Annotated in this window: 16 protein-coding genes; 3 read left to right on the top strand and 13 right to left on the bottom strand. The window is 61.4% G+C overall.

Annotated elements, in window-relative coordinates; all coding sequences use genetic code 11:
- Positions 1-77: 77 nt before the first annotated feature.
- From ACSQ8R_RS26380 to ACSQ8R_RS26395, 4 genes are all read right to left on the bottom strand, one after another.
- The gene (locus ACSQ8R_RS26380) at positions 78-1,685 is read right to left on the bottom strand and encodes an ABC transporter substrate-binding protein (protein ID WP_436256295.1); all 1,608 of its coding nucleotides are present in this window, start codon (positions 1,683-1,685) and stop codon (positions 78-80) included.
- Positions 1,686-1,764: 79 nt separating this feature from the next.
- Positions 1,765-2,481 (bottom strand): HAD-IA family hydrolase, encoded by a 717-nt coding sequence (locus ACSQ8R_RS26385; protein WP_436256296.1) that lies wholly within the window; start codon positions 2,479-2,481, stop codon positions 1,765-1,767.
- Between the two features lie 237 nt (positions 2,482-2,718).
- Positions 2,719-4,095, bottom strand: coding sequence for an aspartate aminotransferase family protein (locus ACSQ8R_RS26390; RefSeq protein ID WP_436256297.1), 1,377 nt, complete (start codon positions 4,093-4,095; stop codon positions 2,719-2,721).
- Positions 4,096-4,108: 13 nt separating this feature from the next.
- Positions 4,109-4,945 (bottom strand): GNAT family N-acetyltransferase, encoded by an 837-nt coding sequence (locus tag ACSQ8R_RS26395; protein ID WP_436256298.1) that lies wholly within the window; start codon positions 4,943-4,945, stop codon positions 4,109-4,111.
- Between the two features lie 324 nt (positions 4,946-5,269).
- On the opposite strand from ACSQ8R_RS26395, the gene ACSQ8R_RS26400 reads away from it, so the two are divergent.
- A complete protein-coding gene (locus ACSQ8R_RS26400) occupies positions 5,270-5,938 on the top strand; it encodes a haloacid dehalogenase type II (RefSeq protein WP_436256299.1) in 669 nt (222 codons plus the stop codon).
- 18 nt (positions 5,939-5,956) lie between these two features.
- Positions 5,957-7,231, top strand: a complete 1,275-nt coding sequence (locus tag ACSQ8R_RS26405; protein ID WP_436256300.1) for an NAD(P)/FAD-dependent oxidoreductase — start codon at positions 5,957-5,959, stop codon at positions 7,229-7,231.
- An 85-nt stretch (positions 7,232-7,316) separates the two neighbouring features.
- On the opposite strand, the gene ACSQ8R_RS26410 is transcribed toward ACSQ8R_RS26405, so the two are convergent.
- From ACSQ8R_RS26410 to argE, 6 genes are all read right to left on the bottom strand, one after another.
- Positions 7,317-8,774, bottom strand: coding sequence for an NAD-dependent succinate-semialdehyde dehydrogenase (locus ACSQ8R_RS26410; RefSeq protein ID WP_436256301.1), 1,458 nt, complete (start codon positions 8,772-8,774; stop codon positions 7,317-7,319).
- A gap of 24 nt (positions 8,775-8,798) precedes the next feature.
- On the bottom strand, positions 8,799-9,839 hold the full coding sequence (locus ACSQ8R_RS26415) for a tartrate dehydrogenase (RefSeq protein ID WP_436256302.1): 1,041 nt from the start codon (positions 9,837-9,839) through the stop codon (positions 8,799-8,801).
- Positions 9,840-9,851: 12 nt separating this feature from the next.
- Positions 9,852-11,315 carry an aldehyde dehydrogenase family protein gene (locus ACSQ8R_RS26420; RefSeq protein ID WP_436256303.1) on the bottom strand — a complete coding sequence of 488 codons (1,464 nt, stop codon included), beginning with the start codon at positions 11,313-11,315 and terminating at the stop codon, positions 9,852-9,854.
- A gap of 139 nt (positions 11,316-11,454) precedes the next feature.
- On the bottom strand, positions 11,455-11,811 hold the full coding sequence (locus ACSQ8R_RS26425) for a cupin domain-containing protein (protein ID WP_436256304.1): 357 nt from the start codon (positions 11,809-11,811) through the stop codon (positions 11,455-11,457).
- 24 nt (positions 11,812-11,835) lie between these two features.
- Positions 11,836-12,759, bottom strand: a complete 924-nt coding sequence (locus ACSQ8R_RS26430; RefSeq protein WP_436256305.1) for a 2-hydroxyacid dehydrogenase — start codon at positions 12,757-12,759, stop codon at positions 11,836-11,838.
- The gene (gene argE, locus ACSQ8R_RS26435; RefSeq protein ID WP_436257289.1) at positions 12,756-13,913 is read right to left on the bottom strand and encodes an acetylornithine deacetylase; all 1,158 of its coding nucleotides are present in this window, start codon (positions 13,911-13,913) and stop codon (positions 12,756-12,758) included. Before argE ends, ACSQ8R_RS26430 begins: the two co-directional genes overlap by 4 nt.
- Positions 13,914-14,169: 256 nt before the next feature.
- Between argE and ACSQ8R_RS26440 the strand changes: the two genes are divergently transcribed.
- Complete coding sequence (locus ACSQ8R_RS26440) at positions 14,170-15,072, top strand: GNAT family N-acetyltransferase (RefSeq protein ID WP_436256306.1); 903 nt, start codon at positions 14,170-14,172, stop codon at positions 15,070-15,072.
- Between the two features lie 160 nt (positions 15,073-15,232).
- On the opposite strand, the gene ACSQ8R_RS26445 is transcribed toward ACSQ8R_RS26440, so the two are convergent.
- From ACSQ8R_RS26445 to ACSQ8R_RS26455, 3 genes are all read right to left on the bottom strand, one after another.
- A complete protein-coding gene (locus ACSQ8R_RS26445; RefSeq protein WP_436256307.1) occupies positions 15,233-15,919 on the bottom strand; it encodes a GntR family transcriptional regulator in 687 nt (228 codons plus the stop codon).
- A gap of 115 nt (positions 15,920-16,034) precedes the next feature.
- The gene (locus tag ACSQ8R_RS26450; protein WP_436256308.1) at positions 16,035-16,832 is read right to left on the bottom strand and encodes an alpha/beta fold hydrolase; all 798 of its coding nucleotides are present in this window, start codon (positions 16,830-16,832) and stop codon (positions 16,035-16,037) included.
- Between the two features lie 5 nt (positions 16,833-16,837).
- Complete coding sequence (locus tag ACSQ8R_RS26455) at positions 16,838-17,683, bottom strand: carbohydrate ABC transporter permease (RefSeq protein ID WP_436256309.1); 846 nt, start codon at positions 17,681-17,683, stop codon at positions 16,838-16,840.
- Position 17,684: the final 1 nt, after the last annotated feature.

Raw genomic sequence — 17,684 nt, forward strand, 5'->3', positions numbered from 1 at the left:
GGACGAACCGGAACAGCGCTGTCAGGCGCAACCGCGGCGGCAGGGGAAGCACTTTCTCCTGCCGCCAAGTATCAACCTCAGGCGTCGAGCCAGACATATTCGGCGAAGGCGTAGCCCATCATGCCGCCCAGCGGGTTGGCTTCAAGGCCCTTCAACTTTGCCGAGATCGCATCCACGTTCGAAATATAGACCGGGATGACGGTGCCGGCTTCCTCGGAAATCATCACCTGCATCTGGCCGTAGATCTCCTTGCGCTTGGTCTCGTCGAGGAGACCGCGCGCCTCGACCAGCATCTTATCGAATTTCTCCGACTTGTATTGGCTTTCGTTCCACGGTGCGTTGGAAGCGTAGAGGAGCGAGAACAGGATGTCCGGCGTCGGCCGCGGGTTGATGTTGCCGAAGTGAACCGGCGCCTTCAGCCAGTAGTTGGACCAATAGCCGTCGGACGGCACGCGCTGGACGTCGAACTTCATGCCGATCTCCGAACCAGACTGCTGGACGATGGTCGCCATTTCCACAGCCGAGGTCGGAGCCTCCGAAGTGATCATCGGAATAGACTGGCCGAGCAGGCCAGCTTTCTGGAAGTGGAACTTTGCCTTGTCCGGATCGTAGGCCTTCGGCTTCAGGTCGGCGTTGTGATAGATGCTGGCAGGCGAGACCGGCTGGTCGTTGGCGATTTCGGCAAGCCCGCGCAGCACCGATTTCTGGATCTGCTGGCGGTTGATCAGATATTTCATGCCGGCAACAAAATCAGCCTTGTCGCCAGGGGCGAGGTCGAGGCGGATATTGAGGTCGGTATAGTTGCCCGAGGTAGTCTGCGACAGATTAAAGCCGGGCTGGCTTTCCACGAGCTTCATCGAGCGCGGTTTGATGGACGCGGCGAGCTGAATGTCACCCGAAAGGAGGGCATTGACGCGAGCATTGTCGTCGCTGATGGCGAAGAACTCGAACGAGTCCACATGCGCGCCGCCCTTGAAGTAATTCGGGTTCTTCGTGAAGATCGACTTCACGCCTGGCTGGAATGTTTCCATCTTGAAGGCGCCGGTGCCGACACCCTTCGAAAAGTCGGTCGTCCCATCCTGCACGATCATGAAATGATGCTGCGACAGGATGGTCGGCAGGTCGGCATTCGGGTTGGCGAGAGTGATCTCGACCGTCAGGGAATCGAGGTCCTTGACGTCGCTGATCTGCTTGGCGATCGCGTTGACCTTGGAGCCGACGGCAGGATCGAGATGCCGCTTCAGCGAGAAGACGACGTCCTTGGCCGACAGGGACTTGCCGTCATGGAAGGTGACGCCGGAGCGCAGCTTGACGGTCCAGACCTTGGCATCGCCGCTCTTGATGCTTTCGGCGAGTTCCATCTGCACGGTGCCGGCCTTGTCAAGGAAGGTCAGGCGATTGTAGAGGGCGCAGCAGCGGACATAGTCGGTCGATAGCGAGGCCTTGGCCGGGTCGAGCGTGTCGGCGGTGGATGACGACCAGCCGGCCGCCCTCAGATTACCGCCCGATTTCGGGGTTGCTGCCACCGCATTTGAAGCGCGGCCGAGGATGAGGCCGCCTGCGGAAGCCGCGATGCCGCCTGCCAGCATCATCGTCAGCAGTTCGCGGCGGCTTGCGCCCCGGCGAATGGCATTCTCGATCATAGCGTCGTCCGACGCGGTCCAGTTCGTGATCTTGTCGTTCATGTCATTCCCCTTTTTCGCTGGTTGGCGGGCAACCCATCTTCAGTGGTTTGGCCCGATGGTTTGAAGGTCGTGCATTCGATCAGCTGCCGGCTGCGGTCCTCGCAGCTTCGGCCAATCCGGCCATGGACGTAAAATGATAGTCGGGCTTGGTGAACTGCGCCGGTTCGATCGTGCCGCCATAGCCCTTCTGCGCATGACGCCGCTCGATCCAGCAATTGGTCATGCCGAGTTCACGGGAAACGCCGATATCGTGATACTGGCTCTGGGCGACGTGCAGGATGTCGTTCTTGTCCGCCCCATCCTTGGCGACAAAGTCGAACACCTTTTGGAAGAAGGCTGGATCCGGCTTTTCCGTGCCGGTGTCGTCTGCAGTGAAGGCGGCGTAGAACGGATTGCCGAGCGCGGCCGAAAAATACTCGAAGGCCCAGCGGCGGGCATTGGTCATGGCGATCAGACGGTAATTCTTCGAAAGCTCGGCCATTGCCGCGACACTGTCCGGGAAAGCCTTCCAGGTCTTGGCGGAATCGCGGAGGCGAATCCCATAGGCCTCTTCGGCCGGCAACCCGAGCTTCGGCGCGATCGCGAGATAGACGCGCACCAGGTCATCGGGGAAAAGATCGGCATCTTCGGAATAGCGGGCGGCGCGATAGAGCGATAGCGCCTCTTCGCTGTCGATAGCGACATCGGCTTCGGCCGCAATCGACTGCAGGCAGGAGGTCAGACCGCCCTCGAAATCGATGAGCGTGCCGACCACGTCGAAGCTCATGTACTTGAATTCCGGTAGAGATTTCGTCAATTCCATATCCCCAGTTAATGGCGCAGGCCAGATAAAACGCCGCGTGCAAAAGAATATGCTGTTCCCGACCTTGGCCTCTTTTGTCGAAAATCCCAGATTCTCTGGGCTTCAAGGTCTTGTTAGCTGGAATACTGACAGCTCGGCGGAATGGTTTTCGCCGAATCGGCAGGGTAGGCCGGCACAAAATTGCGAAATCGGGCCGCCGACGATATTTCAGCCAGCGGCGCCAAAAGCCGCTCAGCCCTTGACCGCACGCCGGACATCCGGATCTTCCAGGGTCTGATCCAGGGTCTTTTTCGTTCGCTCGATGATCGCGTCGATATCGGCCTCCGTGCAGCAGAGCGGCGGGGCATATCCAATGACGCCATTGGCAAAGGCACGGATTACCAGGCCATTTTCCCAGGCCCGGTCGAATACGCGGCGAGCAGGTGCCGCTTCAGCCGGAAGCGGCGTCTTGGCCGCCTTGTCCGTGACGAGCTCGATGGCGGCAAGCATGCCGCGGCCGCGGACATCGCCGACGAGCGGGTGCGACTTGAGGCCTTCGAGCCCGGCCATCAGCCGCGCGCCGGCCTTGATGCCGTTTTCGAGCAGCCCGCCTTCGTAGAGCCTCAGCACTTCCAGACCCACAGCCGCGCTGACCGGATGGGCCGAATAGGTGTAGCCATGCCCGACCGCCGACGCACCGGCGCCATCGGCGATCACCTGGTAGACATGGTCGGCCATGAACACGGCGCCCATCGGCACATAGCCCGACGTCAGGCCCTTGGCCGTCGTCATGAAATCGGGAACGATGTCGTCCTCGGTACAGGCAAACAAAGGTCCGGTACGCCCGAACCCGGTAATCACTTCGTCCGCGACGAACAGGATGCCGTATTCCTTGCAGAGGTTGCGGATAGCCTTCATCCAACCCTTGGGCGGTACGATGACGCCGCCGGACCCCTGGATCGGCTCCATGTAGAAGGCCGCGACACGATCGGCGCCGACTGCTTCGATCTTTGCCTTCAGCGCGGCGAGCGATGCATCGATGATCGCTTGGGGATCTTCGCCGACCGGGTTGCGGTAGGGGTAAGGTGACGGAATCTTGTGCTGCCAGTCGAAGGGAATGCCGAAGCCGGCATGGAAATTCGGCAAAGCCGTCAGGCCAGCACCGACGGTCGACGAACCGTGATAACCCTGTTCGACCGAGATGAACTGGTCGCGCTGCGGCTCGCCCTTGGCGATCCAGTAGTAGCGGGTGAAGCGGATCGTGCTGTCGACGGCATCCGAGCCACCGAGCGTGAAATAGACGTGGTCGAGGTCGCCCGGGGCTCTCTCCGCAAGCTCGGCGGCAAGCCGGATGGCCGGTTCGGAACCGAGACCGAAATAGGCCGTCGCATAGGGAAGCTCGCGCATCTGGCGAGCCGCCGCCTCGACGATCGATTCATGACCGTACCCTGCATTGACGCACCACAGCCCGGCGAAACCGTCGATCAGCTGGTGTCCCTGTGCATCGGTGACGGTTGCGCCCTTGCCCGAGGCAAGCACCCGCACGCCTTGCTGTTCATGACTGCGATATGACGCGACGGGGTGGACCAGATGGGCGCGGTCGAGTTCGATGAGCGAATTGCTGAGCATGATTGTCTCCGGATCAGCCGAGGGCTTGGTTGGCCAGGGCAAAGGTTTTGAAGCGGGCGCTTGCGGGACGGTCCTGGATCGGCCTTGCCATCGCCACGCCGCCGCCGACATGGGCAAGCGAATGTTTTTCAAGCCAGGCGGCAAGGTCGGCATCGCCGGTATCGACTCTGACAAAGGCACCGCTCCGGCCGCTTATGAAATGCGCAACAAGCGCTTTTGCGTCTTCCAAGTCGGCTGCGACGACCGGCCCGACAACGTCGCCACGGCCAAAGGCCCGGATGCAGGCGAAGCCGGCGGTCTTGGCGTTGCGGCGGATAACGGTGAATTCGCCGATTTCGGCCAGCTTGGAGATCAAGGCCGAACGGTCCGCCCCGAAAGCCTCGCGATCGACAGTGATTATCCCGGCAAGATCGTCAGCGGTAGCGGCTTCGGTTTGATCCGGCATCTTCACTTCGCCGACAATGCCCTGATGCTGGAACACCTTGCCGGTCGCTCGAAAACCCAGCTTTTCATAAAGAGGCAGGCCATCGGAGGTGGCGATCAGCCGAAGTGGCCGATCGCCGCCGAGGCCGAGAGCCGCGTCCATCAGCCGGCGTCCGACACCGCGGCCACGTTGCCCGGAATCGACGATCACCATATTTATCGTGGCGCAGTCATTACCGTAGGGTGTCATCAGCGCCGTGCCGACCACCTTGCCTGCCTCGTCCACGGCAACGACCCCCTCACTCAAATGCAGCGCCACCTGCCAGTCTTCACGGCGATGCGGCCAGCCGGCGTCACGCGAGAGGTGAACTGCGCCATCCAAGTGCTCGATGTCGAAAGGTCTGGTTTCGATGTCCCCGACTGGCATGGACCATTCTCTCCGTTTCTTCCTCAAGTTTCGAGGCGAAGAGGCCGGACGATTATCCGAAGGCGGTGTCTGCGGCGGTATCTTTCGCCGAAGCAGCGGGGCATGACCGCATCTTATGCCGCGCGGCGGCGAGCGAGGCCATTGGAAGCTCGCCGAAAGCGGCTCCGGACGCTCCGATCCGCAAACAAATGCCAAACGGGCGCCGCGATACGGAACTTTCTGCTTCGGATTCCGGCAAATCAGTCGGCGATGATGCAGGAAGCGGCTTTATGATCGTGTGGTCAACCGAAAGGCTCGATGGGCCATCACGCAAGGACCAAGCGCATGACTACCTTCCGCCCGAAATACATCACCTTCGACTGCTACGGCACGCTGACCAACTTCCAGATGGCCGAAGCTGCGCGTGATCTTTATGGTGATCGTCTCGACGAGCCGGGCATGGTGAAGTTCATCAAGAATTTCGCAGCCTACCGGTTGGACGAGATCATGGGCGACTGGAAACCTTATGCGGACGTCGTCCATAACTCGCTGGAGCGCAGCTGCAAGGCGAACGGCGTCGCTTTCAAGGATGAAGACGCCAGGATGGTCTATGAGCGCGTGCCGACATGGGGACCGCATGCGGACGTTCCTTCCGGTCTTGCCAAGGTCGCCAAGGAAATCCCGCTCGTCATCCTTTCGAACGCGATGAACGACCAGATTCCGTCCAACGTCGCCAAGCTCGGCGCACCTTTCCATGCTGTCTATACGGCCGAGCAGGCCAATGCCTACAAGCCGCGCTTCCAAGCCTTCGAATACATGTTCGACATGCTCGGCTGCGGCCCGGAAGATATACTGCATTGCTCGTCGTCCTTCCGTTACGACCTGATGTCGGCGCATGATCTCGGCATCAAGAACAAGATCTGGGTCAACCGCGGTCACGAGCCGGGCAATCCCTTCTATGGCTATACGGAAATCTCCGACATTTCCGGCCTGCCCGGCGTGGTCGGTCTCTAACGGAAAGGCGCAAAGCCGATGGAATACGTCTCCTACTGGCATGATACGGCGCCCCGTTTTGCGGGCGCCGTGGAAGGGCCGATCGAAGGTCGCTACGACGTCGCCGTCGTCGGCGGTGGCTTCACCGGGCTTGGTGCGGCACGGCAGCTTGCCATGGCCGGCGCGAAGGTCATCGTGCTGGAGGCGGAAACGGTCGGCTTCGGAGCCTCGGGCCGTAACGGCGGTCACTTGAACAATGGTCTTGCCCACAGCTACCTCTCGGCCAAGCAGGAGCTGGGCAAGGAGCGGGCGATCGCCCTTTACAAGGCGCTCGACGCCTCGATCGATACGCTGGAAGCGATCATTGCCGAGGAAGGCATCGACTGCAATTTTCGCCGCGCCGGCAAGCTTAAGCTTGCTTCGAAGCCGCAGCATTTCGAGGGGCTCGCGAAGAATTTCGAAGCGGTTCACGCGGAAGTCGATCCGGATACGGCATTGCTCTCCCCCGAAGATCTGAGGGAGGAGATCGGCTCGCCCTTCCACGGCGCCATGCTGTCGAAGAAAAGCGCCATGATGCATATGGGTCGCTATGTCGTCGGCCTCGCCGAAGCGGCAAAACGGCACGGTGCGATCATCGCAGAGAAGGCGACAGTCACCGACATCTCGAAATCGGGCGGCCGCAATCTGTTGAAAACAGCAAAAGGCGTGGTTACGGCGGACAATGTGCTGATGGCGAGCGGCGCCTATACGACGCCGAATTTCGGCTATTTCCGCCGCCGCATCATGGCCGTCGGCAGTTTCATCATTGCCACGCGGCCTCTCACGGACCAGGAAATCGCCTCGACGATGCCGGGTAACCGTACCTGCGTCAACAGCATGAATATCGGCAACTACTGGCGCCTGTCGCCCGACAACCGGCTGATCTTCGGCGGCCGCGCGCGCTTTTCGGCAACCTCGGATCAACGCTCGGACGCCAAGAGCGGTGCAATCCTTCGCGAAAGCCTGACGCGCATCTTCCCGCAGCTGTCGCATGTCGAGATCGACTATTGCTGGGGTGGCCTCGTGGATATCACCAAGGACCGTTACCCGCGCGCCGGCTATCATGACGGGTTGTGGTACGCGATGGGCTATTCCGGCCACGGTGCGCAACTGTCCACCCATCTTGGCATGACGATCGCCGACGCGATCCTTGGCAGGCCTGACAGAAATCCGGTGAGGGATCTGGAATGGCCGGCAGTCCCGGGTCATTTCGGCAAGCCCTGGTTCCTGCCCTTCGTCGGGCTCTATTACAAGATGCTCGACAAGGTCCAGTAACAAGGACTTTCACTATCATCTGAAACAGAAACTGGGTGTGATCGCATCTAGTTTTCTGTTTCGTAGTTTGCCTTGGAAAGCGGGCTCAGTTGAGCCCGCCGATATGGAAAGCCTTAACTTCCAGATATTCCTCGATTCCGAGCTGCGATCCCTCGCGGCCGAGACCCGATTGCTTGACGCCGCCGAAGGGCGCGACTTCCGTCGAGATCAGGCCCGTATTCAATCCGACCATGCCGAATTCCAGCGCCTCTCCGACACGCCATGCTCGCTTCAGGCTTTCGGTATAGAAATAGGCGGCCAGTCCGAACGGCGTGCCGTTTGCAATCGCGATGGCCTCTTCCTCGGTCTCGAACCGGAAGAGGGGCGCGACCGGGCCGAACGTCTCTTCGCCGGCGAGCATCATGTCGGTTGTCGCACCGGTCAGTACGATCGGAGCCGTGTATTGGCGACCGGGCGGTAGATCGGCCTTGGCCGTGACGATCGCCGCACCTTTGGCGAGCGCATCCTCGACATGACGGTTGATCTTGGCGATTGCGGCATCGTTGATCATCGGGCCGATCGAAACGCCCGGCTCGGTCCCGGGGCCGACCTTCATGGCATTCACCCGGGCGGTGAGCTTCTCGGCGAAGCGATCGTAGACGCCCGCCTGCACGAGAATTCGGTTGGCGCAGACGCAGGTCTGCCCGCCATTGCGGAATTTCGAGATGATCGCACCTTCGACGGCGAGGTCGAGATCCGCATCGTCGAAAACGATGAAGGGCGCATTGCCGCCAAGTTCGAGCGACAGCCGCTTGACGCTGTCGGCGGCACCACGCATCAGCAGCGAGCCGACCGGCGTCGAGCCAGTAAACGAGATCTTGCGCACGGTCGTGTTGGCCATGATCTCGTTGCCGATTTCCTTCGGCATCCCGGTGACGATGTTGACGACGCCGACCGGAATGCCGGCCATTTCCGCCAGAACGCCGAGGGCCAGTGCCGAATAGGGGGTGAATTCCGAAGGCTTGACGACGACGGTGCAGCCGGCGGCAAGTGCGGGGGCGATCTTGCGGGTGATCATCGCGTTCGGAAAATTCCACGGCGTGATGATGCCGCAGACGCCCACCGGCTCCTTCAAGACGATGATGCGGCGGTCGGGCGTCGGCGAAGGAATGGTCTGGCCGCCAATGCGGCGGGCCTCCTCGGCGAACCACTTGACGAAGGAGGCGCCGTAGCGGATTTCTCCGCGCGCTTCGTCGAGTGGCTTCCCCTGCTCCGTGGTCAGGATCAAGGCCAGATCTTCGAGATGCTCGTGCATCAAGCCGTACCAGGTTTCAAGCAGCGCGGCGCGCTCGGCATGGGTTTTCTTCCTCCACGCCGGATAGGCCTTGTTCGCGGCCTCGATCGCAGCCCGCGTCTCATCGCCACCCATGTCGGGAACGGTTCCGATCACCGCCTGGCTGGCTGGATCGAGGACGTCGACCGTCTTGCCGGCGCGGGAGGCGACCCAGTTGCCGCCGATCAGACCTTCCTGCCGGAACAGGGAGGGAAGCTTCAATTTCAGCATGTGTCGGGTCCTTCGGTACGATGTTCAGAGTGCAGCGAGCAGGGCTGCGGTGATAGCGTCAGTCCTGTCCTTGCCGGGAACGGTGCCAACACCGCTTGCGGTGACGGTCTCGATCGCCTTCATGACGGCGGCGGCGGCTTCCTTTTCACCCAGATGGTCGAACATCATGGCGCCCGACCAGACGGTGGCGATCGGATTGGCAATGCCGAGGTGGGCGATATCCGGAGCGGAACCATGCACCGGCTCGAACATGGACGGGGCGTTGCGCTCGGGATTGATATTGGCGGAAGCGGCGAAGCCAAGGCCGCCCTGAATCGCCGCGCCGAGATCGGTGAGTATGTCGCCGAACAGGTTGGAAGCGACCACGACGTCGAGCGTTTCAGGCGCCATCACCATGCGAGCTGCCATGGCGTCGATATGATAGCTCGTCACTTCGACATCGGGATATTCAACCGAAAGCTTTTTCGTGACGTCGTCCCAGAAGACCATGGAATATTTCTGGGCGTTCGACTTCGTCACCGAGGCGAGCTTGCCGCGTCGCGAACGGGCCTGCTCGAAAGCAAAGCGCAGGATGCGTTCGACGCCCTTGCGGGTGAAGATCGAGGTTTCAACGGCCACTTCGTCAGCCGTACCCTGATGGATGCGGCCGCCGGCACCCGAATATTCACCCTCGGTGTTCTCGCGGATGCATAGGATATCGAAGGCGGTTGCCTTCAACGGACCTTCGACACCGGCCAGCAGGCGGTGAGGGCGGATATTGGCGTATTGCACGAAGCTCTTGCGGATCGGCAGCAGCAGGCCATGCAGCGAAACTGAATCCGGTACTTCCGCCGGCCAGCCGACGGCGCCGAGCAGGATCGCGTCGAAGCCGCGCAGCGTCTCGATACCGTCCGCCGGCATCATCGCGCCGGTTTCCTTGTAGAAGGCGCAGGACCACGGGAAATTCGTGCCTTCCAGACCAAAGCCATGCGCACCGGCTGCTTTCTGCAGCACGGACCAAGCGGCAGAAACCATGGCGCCGCCGATGCCGTCGCCGGGGATCAGGGCAATCTTGTATGATGTCATGTTCTTATGTCCTCAAAGGCTGATCAAGACGCTCTTGCTCTTGCGATTGGCCTGGAATGCTTCCCGGCCGAGATCCTTGCCGATGCCGGACTGCTTGTAGCCGCCGGTCGGCAGGATGTGGTCACGCGAGCGGCCATAGCGGTTGACCCAGATGGTGCCGGCCTGCAGCCGGCGGGTAAGGCGGATGGCGCGCGAAAGATCGGTGGTAAAGAGCCCCGCGGCAAGCCCATAGCTTGGATGGTCGGCGAGGCTCATTGCCTCTTCCTCATCCTCGAAGGTCTGCAGGGTCAGGACCGGGCCGAAAATCTCCTCGACGACCGCAGGCGAACTTTGGTCGATGCCAGCTATGAGGGTCGGCGAATAAAAGTATCCCGGCGCGTCCATCGGGCGGCCTCCCGTCAGGCATTCGGCACCGGCAGCGACGGAGGCTGCAATGATGTCGTCGATGCGCCGGCGCTGTCTGTCGGAAATGATTGGCGAATACTGGCTTGCCGCATCCCATGTCGGCCCGGGCACGACGCCCTGCATCTTTTTCACGATGGTCTCGATCAGTCGGGGAGCAACGCTTCGTTCGACGACCAGTCGCGATCCTGCAACGCAGGCCTGTCCAGCGTTGCTGGTAATGCTTGCGGTCACGGCGGCTGCCGCCCGGTCGATATCGGCATCGGCGAAGACCATCTGCGGGCTCTTGCCGCCAAGTTCGAGCGTCATCGGCTTGATGCCGGTGCGGGCGATATTTTCCATGATCGCCGATCCGGCACGGGTGGACCCGGTAAAACTGATCTTCGCAATATCGGGATGGCCGGTTATCGCATTGCCTGTGGTCATGCCGTCGCCGAGCACGATGTTGATGAGCCCGGCCGGCATGCCGGCCCGCACGGCAAGCTCCGCGAGGTAGAGCGTCGAGAAGGGCGTCATCTCGGACGGCTTGAGTACGACGGCATTGCCGGCGGCGAGTGCCGGACCGAGCTTCCACGCGGCCATGTTGATCGGAAAATTCCAGGGCGTGATGGCGCCGACGACGCCGTAAGGCTCCGTCATGATCATGCCGAGATTGCCGTCGTCGGTCGGCACGAGATCACCGCTTTCCTTGTCGGCGAATTCGGCAAAGAAACGGATCTGTTCGGCCGATATGGCAATGTCGCCATCGACCAGATGACCGACAGGGCGGGTCGAGGAGACCGCTTCCAGCTTTGCCAGTTCTACGGCATTCCGTTCGATGAGATCGGCCCAGCGATGCAGGGCCTTGAGACGTTCGCGCGGACGGATGCCACCCCAGTTGCTTTGCTTCAAGGCTGTTTTCGCCGTCTGCACCGCCTTATCGACGAGATCGGCGTCGGCAACCGGGCAATCGGCATAAGCCTTGCCGTCGGACGGCCGGTGCATCGCGATGGCGCCTTTGGCCGCCACCAGTCGATCGCCGATGAAATGTCCCATCGGCAGGGCCAGGCTGTCAGGATCGAAACTCAGGCTCATCGGCGCACCTCCGGTCACTTTACGAGAATGCTACCGGATCGGCTGAACAGCTTGATCCGGTAGACGGAGCGGCGGCGGCGGAAAAATCCGTTTTGGCCGCGGTTTACAGCGTATTGTTCGGCAGCCGGCCGCGTCACCCTTAGGGGGTGACGGTAATGTAGATCTTGCGGACGGTTTCGATGGTTTTCCACACGCCGACGAAGCCCGGCTTCATGACGAAGCTGTCGCCCGCCTTGTAGACAACCGGCTCGCCATCCTGAGGGGTGATTTCCACTACCCCTGAAATGATGTGGCAGAATTCAAAAGTCTGGCCCTTGATCGAGTGCGTCAGGCCCGGCGTGGCTTCCCAAACGCCGGTATGGACGAGTTCTCCATGGGCTTCGTCCTGCGCCCAGGTCTTGAACTGCGGGTTGCCCGAGATCAGCCGTTCCGGCGTCGGGACCGCTTCGCGCGGCGTGAAAGACGGATTCGGGTCGATGGTCTTGAGAAGTGACATGAATTTCCTTTCGAAGTTGAGTACTTAATAGCCGCGCTGTCGGTCGACGAGACCGATCGGATCGAGCCCGGCGCGCAGCCGCTTGATGTTGTCGATAACCGCACGCGCGGCCGTGTGGGGCTGGGTGATGCTGGCGATATGCGGGGTCAGTAGGATCCGTGGGTGGTGCCAAAAGGGATGGGCCGGCGTCAGCGGTTCGGGATCGGTGACGTCGATCACGGCAGCGGATATTTGCCCGCTGTCGAGGGCCGCGAGAAGCGCATTCTGGTCCAGTTGCGGGCCGCGACCGACATGGACCAGCCCAGCGCCCTTCGGCAGCCTGGCGAAAAGCCGGGCATCGAGAAAACCATGCGTCTCCTCGGTCAGTGGCAGAAGGCAGATGAGTATGTCGGTCTCGGCCAGCATGGCCTCCAGACCGGTCTCGCCGGAGAAACACCTGACGCCCTCGATCTCACGTGCGGACCGGCTCCAGCCCGACAGCGGAAAGCCGAAGGGCATCAGCCGCTCAAGCACGGCCTTTCCCAGATTGCCGAGCCCCAGCACGCCGATGCGACGCTCGCCTGCCTGCGCCTGCGGCAGAACCTTCCAGACCTCGGCTTTCTGTTGCTGCAGATAGGCCGGCAGATTGCGATGGAGCGAGAGGGCGCCGAGAACCACGTATTCCTGCATCATCCGCACGATGCCCTCCTCGACCATGCGGACGATCTTGACGTGGTCGGGCACACGGGCGGACTTGAACTGGTCGATACCGGCACCGGTCGAGAACAGGACTTCGAGATTGCTGTAACGCGCCAGGTTTTCCGGAACGGTCCAGGTGATGAGATAGCGCACCTGATCGGGGTCCACCGACCCTGGATCCATCGAAAAGGCCAGGTCGGGAATGTCTCGCGCGAATGCATCCTTGAAAATTTGGCCGCGGGTCGCATCGGAGTTGAAGAGAAAGGTCATCGTTCGGATCCGGTCCCTGGGAGTGAGGATTCTACGCGGCAATGCCGGCCGAGTTTTTCGATCATCGCCTGGCAGGCGGTCAGTTCGCTCGCCAGAATGAATTCGTTTGGTTTGTGGGCGCGCGCGATATCGCCCGGTCCGCAGATGATCGCATCAACGCCGGCTTGTTGATAAAGACCGGCCTCGGTTCCATAGCTGACGGCGGCAAGGGGCTCGATCCCGGTGAGCTCCTTCAGAAGGCCGGCGAGGGGAGAGGTCGGAGAAAGCAGGAGCGCCGGGTAGCTGCTGAGAAGCTGCCAATCGACGGCGAAACCCTTCGCCCTCAAAGCTTCGGCCGCCGTCCGCACAGGGGCAAGGAGCGCCTGAGGATCAGCCAATGAAATCGCGCGCACCTCCAACTCCATGCTGCAGAGTTCAGGGATGATGTTGACTGCCTGGCCACCACTGATCGTGCCGATCGACAGGGAGGAGTAAGGCGGCTCGAATTCCGTCTCCAACGGTCCTTGTGCAAGCTCGATGGCGGCTGAGATCGCGGCCTGCTGTACTTCTGTCATGGCATGGATCGCATTGAGGCCGAGATCCGGCCGGGAGGAATGGCCCGAACGGCCCTTCAGCGTCACCCGCGCCGCCGCCTTTCCCTTATGGGCGAGAATGGCGCGCATTCCGCTCGGTTCGCCGATGATCGCGCCGAGCGGCGGGGCGCAAAGGTCCGGCAAGCGTGCGAGAAGATGGGGAACCCCACGGCAACCGGCTTCCTCATCGTAGGAGAAGGCAAGATGGATCGGACGAGAAAGCGGGCTCTCAAGAAGCGCGGGGACCGCCGCGAGAGCCGCCGCCAGAAAACCCTTCATGTCAGTGGTTCCGCGACCGTAGAGCTTGCCGCCCTCTGCTCTCGCCACAAAGGGATCGCTATCCCAGCCAGCCTCAGCGGCGGGCACGACGTCCATGTGGCCCGATAAAATGTAACCCGGCTTGTCGGCCGGGCCGATCGTGGCGAAAAGATTTGCCCTGTCGCCTTCCGGCCCGGGAAGGATAGTTGCGACAATGCCGAGGGACCGCAAATAGCCGGCAACCCATTCGACGATATCGCCGTTGGGCGTGCCGACCACTGAGGGAAAGCTGACCAGCTTTTCCAGGATCTCCAAGGGGCGCATCATCACCGTTTCCGCCTCCAAAAGCGGTTATCCCGTATCCGCCGTGCCTTGCTTTTGCGGCGCATGCGAACCAATCTTGGAAATCAAAGTTAGAGGCATAAGAAACCAATGGCTGCCGAAAGTGAGCGCGATACAGTCAAATCTTGTGTTCGGCCTCGCTTCGGCAGTGAAATGTATCGCGGAACCTCGACTAATATGACGGCCGGGAGATCCGGGTGGTTTGCCCGGAGGAGGATATACCATCTCGGCTGGATGAATGATGGATAGTGAATTACCAAGAACCTTGAATGTCGAGAATTTCGAGATGCGCATCGCCGATGTCGCGAATGTCGAAATCTCCCAGTTGCAGGCCCTGTCGATCTCCGTCGGCTGGCCGCACAGAGCTGCGGACTGGCAGCATCTGCTCGACATCGGGAAAGGCTATGTCGCGCTGGACGAAATCGGCCGTGTCGGCGCTTCCGCGATGTGGTTTCCGCACGGGGAAGACTTCGCCACGTTCGGCATGCTCGTCACCTCGCCGAGGCTGCAGGCCAACGGTGCGGCGAAATGGCTGATGACGCGTATCATGGCCGATTGCGGCCACGATCGTACCCGGCTCAACTCCACGCGCGAAGCCCGGCGGCTTTATATGTCGCTTGGCTTCATCCCGAAGGGTACGGTCTATCAGTGCCAGGGGACCGCGCTTGCGCCGGCGCCGCTTGCGCCAATCGAGGCCGGGCTTGCCCTGCGCCGGCTGGATCGCGCCGACCTGGACGCCGTCATCGATCTCGATGCGCCGGCTTTCGGATCGGCCCGCCGCCAGCACCTCCTGCGACTGTTCGACAGTTCCATAGGTTACGGCCTCTATGAAGGGCAGCGGCTAAGGGCCTATTCGATGCGCCGCCGTTTCGGACGGGGACATGTGGTGGGGCCGGTGGTTGCGACATGTGACGCGGATGCCGTCAGGGTGGCTCATCCGCATGTGGTTGCCCATGCCGGCGGTTTTCTGCGCATCGACACCCATTTTGATACGGGCGCCTTCGCACGCTTTGTCCAGCAATGCGGCCTGACCGTCCACAACACGGTGAAGACCATGGTGACCCAGGAAGCCGCCAGTTATGGCACTGGGCAGAATGGCGCAGCCGTCGTCTATGCCCTGGCGTCTCATTCCCTCGGGTGACTGCTCCAGCAACGTTATCGGATACGTTCCTGCTTGATCCAAGGCGAATGGATCGAGATTATGCGGTTCCGGGTCAAACTAGGTTGTCGCAACGGAATTCAAGTTGTTGGTGCTGCAAGACTATGCGCGCTGGGATCGGTCGCACAGGCTGGGGCATCCGCTATTGTGCAACCCCGATGCGTTGCGGTAGCGACGAGATGAAATCGGTCAGTTGATCGCCCAGAAGCTGGACGTGATCGCTGGCGGCCTTCTGTGCCGCGTCCGGGTCGCCCGCGTCGATCGCGTCCATGATACGCACATGCTCGGCGAGTGTTCCAAGCATACGCCCGGGCTGGTAGGTGGCGCGCAGACGGTAAGCGCCGATCCGGCGGCGCAACTGAATTGCCTGTTCGGCGATGAAATGCGTATGGGCTGCGTCGTAGAGCAGGTCATGGAATTGCTGGTTGATCTTGTAGAAATTCACAGGATCGCCCGCTTCGCAGGCCTTGACGAGTTCTTCGTGGACCGCCCGCATGGCAGCCCGCTCGGCCGGCGTCGCGCGACGTGCGGCCAGCTTGGCGCACAGGCCCTCGAGGGAGGCCATGACATCGAACATCTCGATGATCGCGGGGATCGACAGAAGGGCGACATGCGTGCCCTGTCGGCCGCGCGTTTCGATAAGGCCGATGGCGAGCAGAGACTTGATGGCTTCGCGGACCGGCGTGCGCGACAGGCCGAACTGGCGCGACAGCTCCATCTCGTCCAGCCGTTCGCCGGGAGCCAGGCGGCCATCGAGGATCATCTCTTCGAGATGGTCCCGCAACTCGTCCGATCGCGTGGCCTGGCGTGTCGGGACAACATTGGACATGCGAACCGTATCTTGGTTCAATTCAAATGCTCCTATGTCGGCCTTGCTGACGATCAATCGGGTTTTGGTTGGGCGCATATACGTTTATTTCTCTGCTGCATTCAGGATTATATAATTAGTATACCAAGCTGGCGATACAACTTCTGATCTTGTCCACAATCATCGACGGCGCTTCCACCATCGGAAAATGGCCGGAATCGTAGGTGGCGATCAGGGTTGTGGCAAAACATGGCATCGGGTTCGGATGCGCCAGGCGCGCGACATAAGGCGAGTTCAGCAGCATTTTCGGGCAGCTCACCAATGGCCAGCGATCCTCGGCATTCCAGGCGAAAAGGTCGTCCTTGATATCCAGCGCGAAGTCTTCCGGCGCCGCGTCCAGCATGCCCCTGGTGATCTCCCGGCGCGTCGCTTCCGGTGTCGCCGGATCGACGATCATATCGACCATTGCCCGCATGCGGGCGGGATAATCGACCTGGAAATCTTCGTGCCGGCGGCGGATTTCGTCATCCGGCACGCGCCCGTAGTAATCCCGGTCGGACAGGGTATCAAGTCCCAGCACTGCGGCTATCCTTTCCGGTGCGGCAATCGCCGTCTCGGTGGCGATCGGGCCGCCCATGGAATGGCCCACGAGGATAGCGCCTGAAATGTGGAGGTGGGCCAGGACATGGGCGACCGCCGCACCCATGGCTGCGATTGTCTGCCCGCCGGCAGGCGGCGGCGCCGTGCCGCCGAAGCCTGGGTGGGACAGCACGAGAACCCGGAAGTTCCGGGCCAGCTCCGGCCCGATAATGTCCCAGTGGGCGGCGCTGCCGCACCAGCCGTGGATCAGTACCAGCCACTCGCCGGCGTCGCCGAGTGTGCGATAACCGATCTGGCCGCCGGACGGCGCTTCCAGCAAAAGAAGATCGTCCATCCGGATCAGCCCTTTATGCCGCTGGTGGCCATGCCCTGCGTGAAATATTTCTGCAGCATCAGGAAGAGCAGGATGAGCGGCACCGTGGCGACGGTTGCTCCGGCAAAGGTCTCGCCCCAGTTCGGCAGTTGCGTCGGGGAGCCCTGCTGGGCGATCGCCACCTGGATGATCTGGCGTGCCGGATCCTGAACGATGACGAGAGGCCACAGGAAGCTGTTCCAGCAGAACAGGAAGGTGATGAGCCCGAGCGTTACCATCGGTACCTTGACGTTCGGCAGGACGATGGAAAAGAAGATGCGGACGTGGCCGGCACCGTCGATGCGGGCAGCGTCCTCCAGCTCGGCCGGCAGTTCCTCGAACGCTTGTTTCAGCAGGAAGAGGCCGAAGGGGCTGGCAATCCAGGGGATCATGATGCCGACCAGCGTATTGGAGAGGCCGAGCCCGGAAACAACCTGATAGAGGGGAACCATCATGGCCTCGATCGGCAGCAGGAAGGTCAGGAGGATCAGCATGAAGACGATATTGGCGCCGGGAAACTTGATGCGGGTCAGCGCATAGGCGGCCATCGAGCAGAGAAGCAGGGTGAACACCACTTGCCCGATCGCGACGATAGCGGTGTTCATCAAAGCCCCTAGAATATTCGTCCGCTGGAACAGCGAAACATAGTTTTCGATCGTCGCGCCGACGGGGGCGAACGCGCGCCACGAGAGCGGCGTCACATCGCCGAACACGGTGAACTGATTCTTGAGCGAGGAGGCAACGACCCAGGCATAGGGCGCCAGAAAACAGGCGATGATCAGAAGGATGATCACAAGGGTGAGGGCGGTGCGGCGCAGGCGGGTCGTTCTCATG

Origin of the sequence: Neorhizobium sp. LjRoot104, assembly GCF_964253725.1 — a bacterium.
In the GTDB taxonomy this organism is placed as follows: domain Bacteria; phylum Pseudomonadota; class Alphaproteobacteria; order Rhizobiales; family Rhizobiaceae; genus Neorhizobium.

Bases quoted from the DNA above. Each gene is read 5' to 3' on its own strand.
- ACSQ8R_RS26455 (WP_436256309.1), bottom strand. From the start codon at position 17,683: ATGAGAACGACCCGCCTGCGCCGCACCGCCCTCACCCTTGTGATCATC.
- ACSQ8R_RS26410 (WP_436256301.1), bottom strand. From the start codon at position 8,774: ATGCTGAAATTGAAGCTTCCCTCCCTGTTCCGGCAGGAAGGTCTGATC.
- ACSQ8R_RS26380 (WP_436256295.1), bottom strand. From the start codon at position 1,685: ATGAACGACAAGATCACGAACTGGACCGCGTCGGACGACGCTATGATC.
- ACSQ8R_RS26390 (WP_436256297.1), bottom strand. From the start codon at position 4,095: ATGCTCAGCAATTCGCTCATCGAACTCGACCGCGCCCATCTGGTCCAC.
- ACSQ8R_RS26420 (WP_436256303.1), bottom strand. From the start codon at position 11,315: ATGAGCCTGAGTTTCGATCCTGACAGCCTGGCCCTGCCGATGGGACAT.
- ACSQ8R_RS26425 (WP_436256304.1), bottom strand. From the start codon at position 11,811: ATGTCACTTCTCAAGACCATCGACCCGAATCCGTCTTTCACGCCGCGC.
- ACSQ8R_RS26440 (WP_436256306.1), top strand. From the start codon at position 14,170: ATGATGGATAGTGAATTACCAAGAACCTTGAATGTCGAGAATTTCGAG.
- ACSQ8R_RS26400 (WP_436256299.1), top strand. From the start codon at position 5,270: ATGACTACCTTCCGCCCGAAATACATCACCTTCGACTGCTACGGCACG.
- ACSQ8R_RS26415 (WP_436256302.1), bottom strand. From the start codon at position 9,839: ATGACATCATACAAGATTGCCCTGATCCCCGGCGACGGCATCGGCGGC.
- ACSQ8R_RS26395 (WP_436256298.1), bottom strand. From the start codon at position 4,945: ATGCCAGTCGGGGACATCGAAACCAGACCTTTCGACATCGAGCACTTG.
- ACSQ8R_RS26445 (WP_436256307.1), bottom strand. From the start codon at position 15,919: ATGTCCAATGTTGTCCCGACACGCCAGGCCACGCGATCGGACGAGTTG.
- ACSQ8R_RS26405 (WP_436256300.1), top strand. From the start codon at position 5,957: ATGGAATACGTCTCCTACTGGCATGATACGGCGCCCCGTTTTGCGGGC.
- ACSQ8R_RS26430 (WP_436256305.1), bottom strand. From the start codon at position 12,759: ATGACCTTTCTCTTCAACTCCGATGCGACCCGCGGCCAAATTTTCAAG.
- argE (WP_436257289.1), bottom strand. From the start codon at position 13,913: ATGCGCCCCTTGGAGATCCTGGAAAAGCTGGTCAGCTTTCCCTCAGTG.
- ACSQ8R_RS26450 (WP_436256308.1), bottom strand. From the start codon at position 16,832: ATGGACGATCTTCTTTTGCTGGAAGCGCCGTCCGGCGGCCAGATCGGT.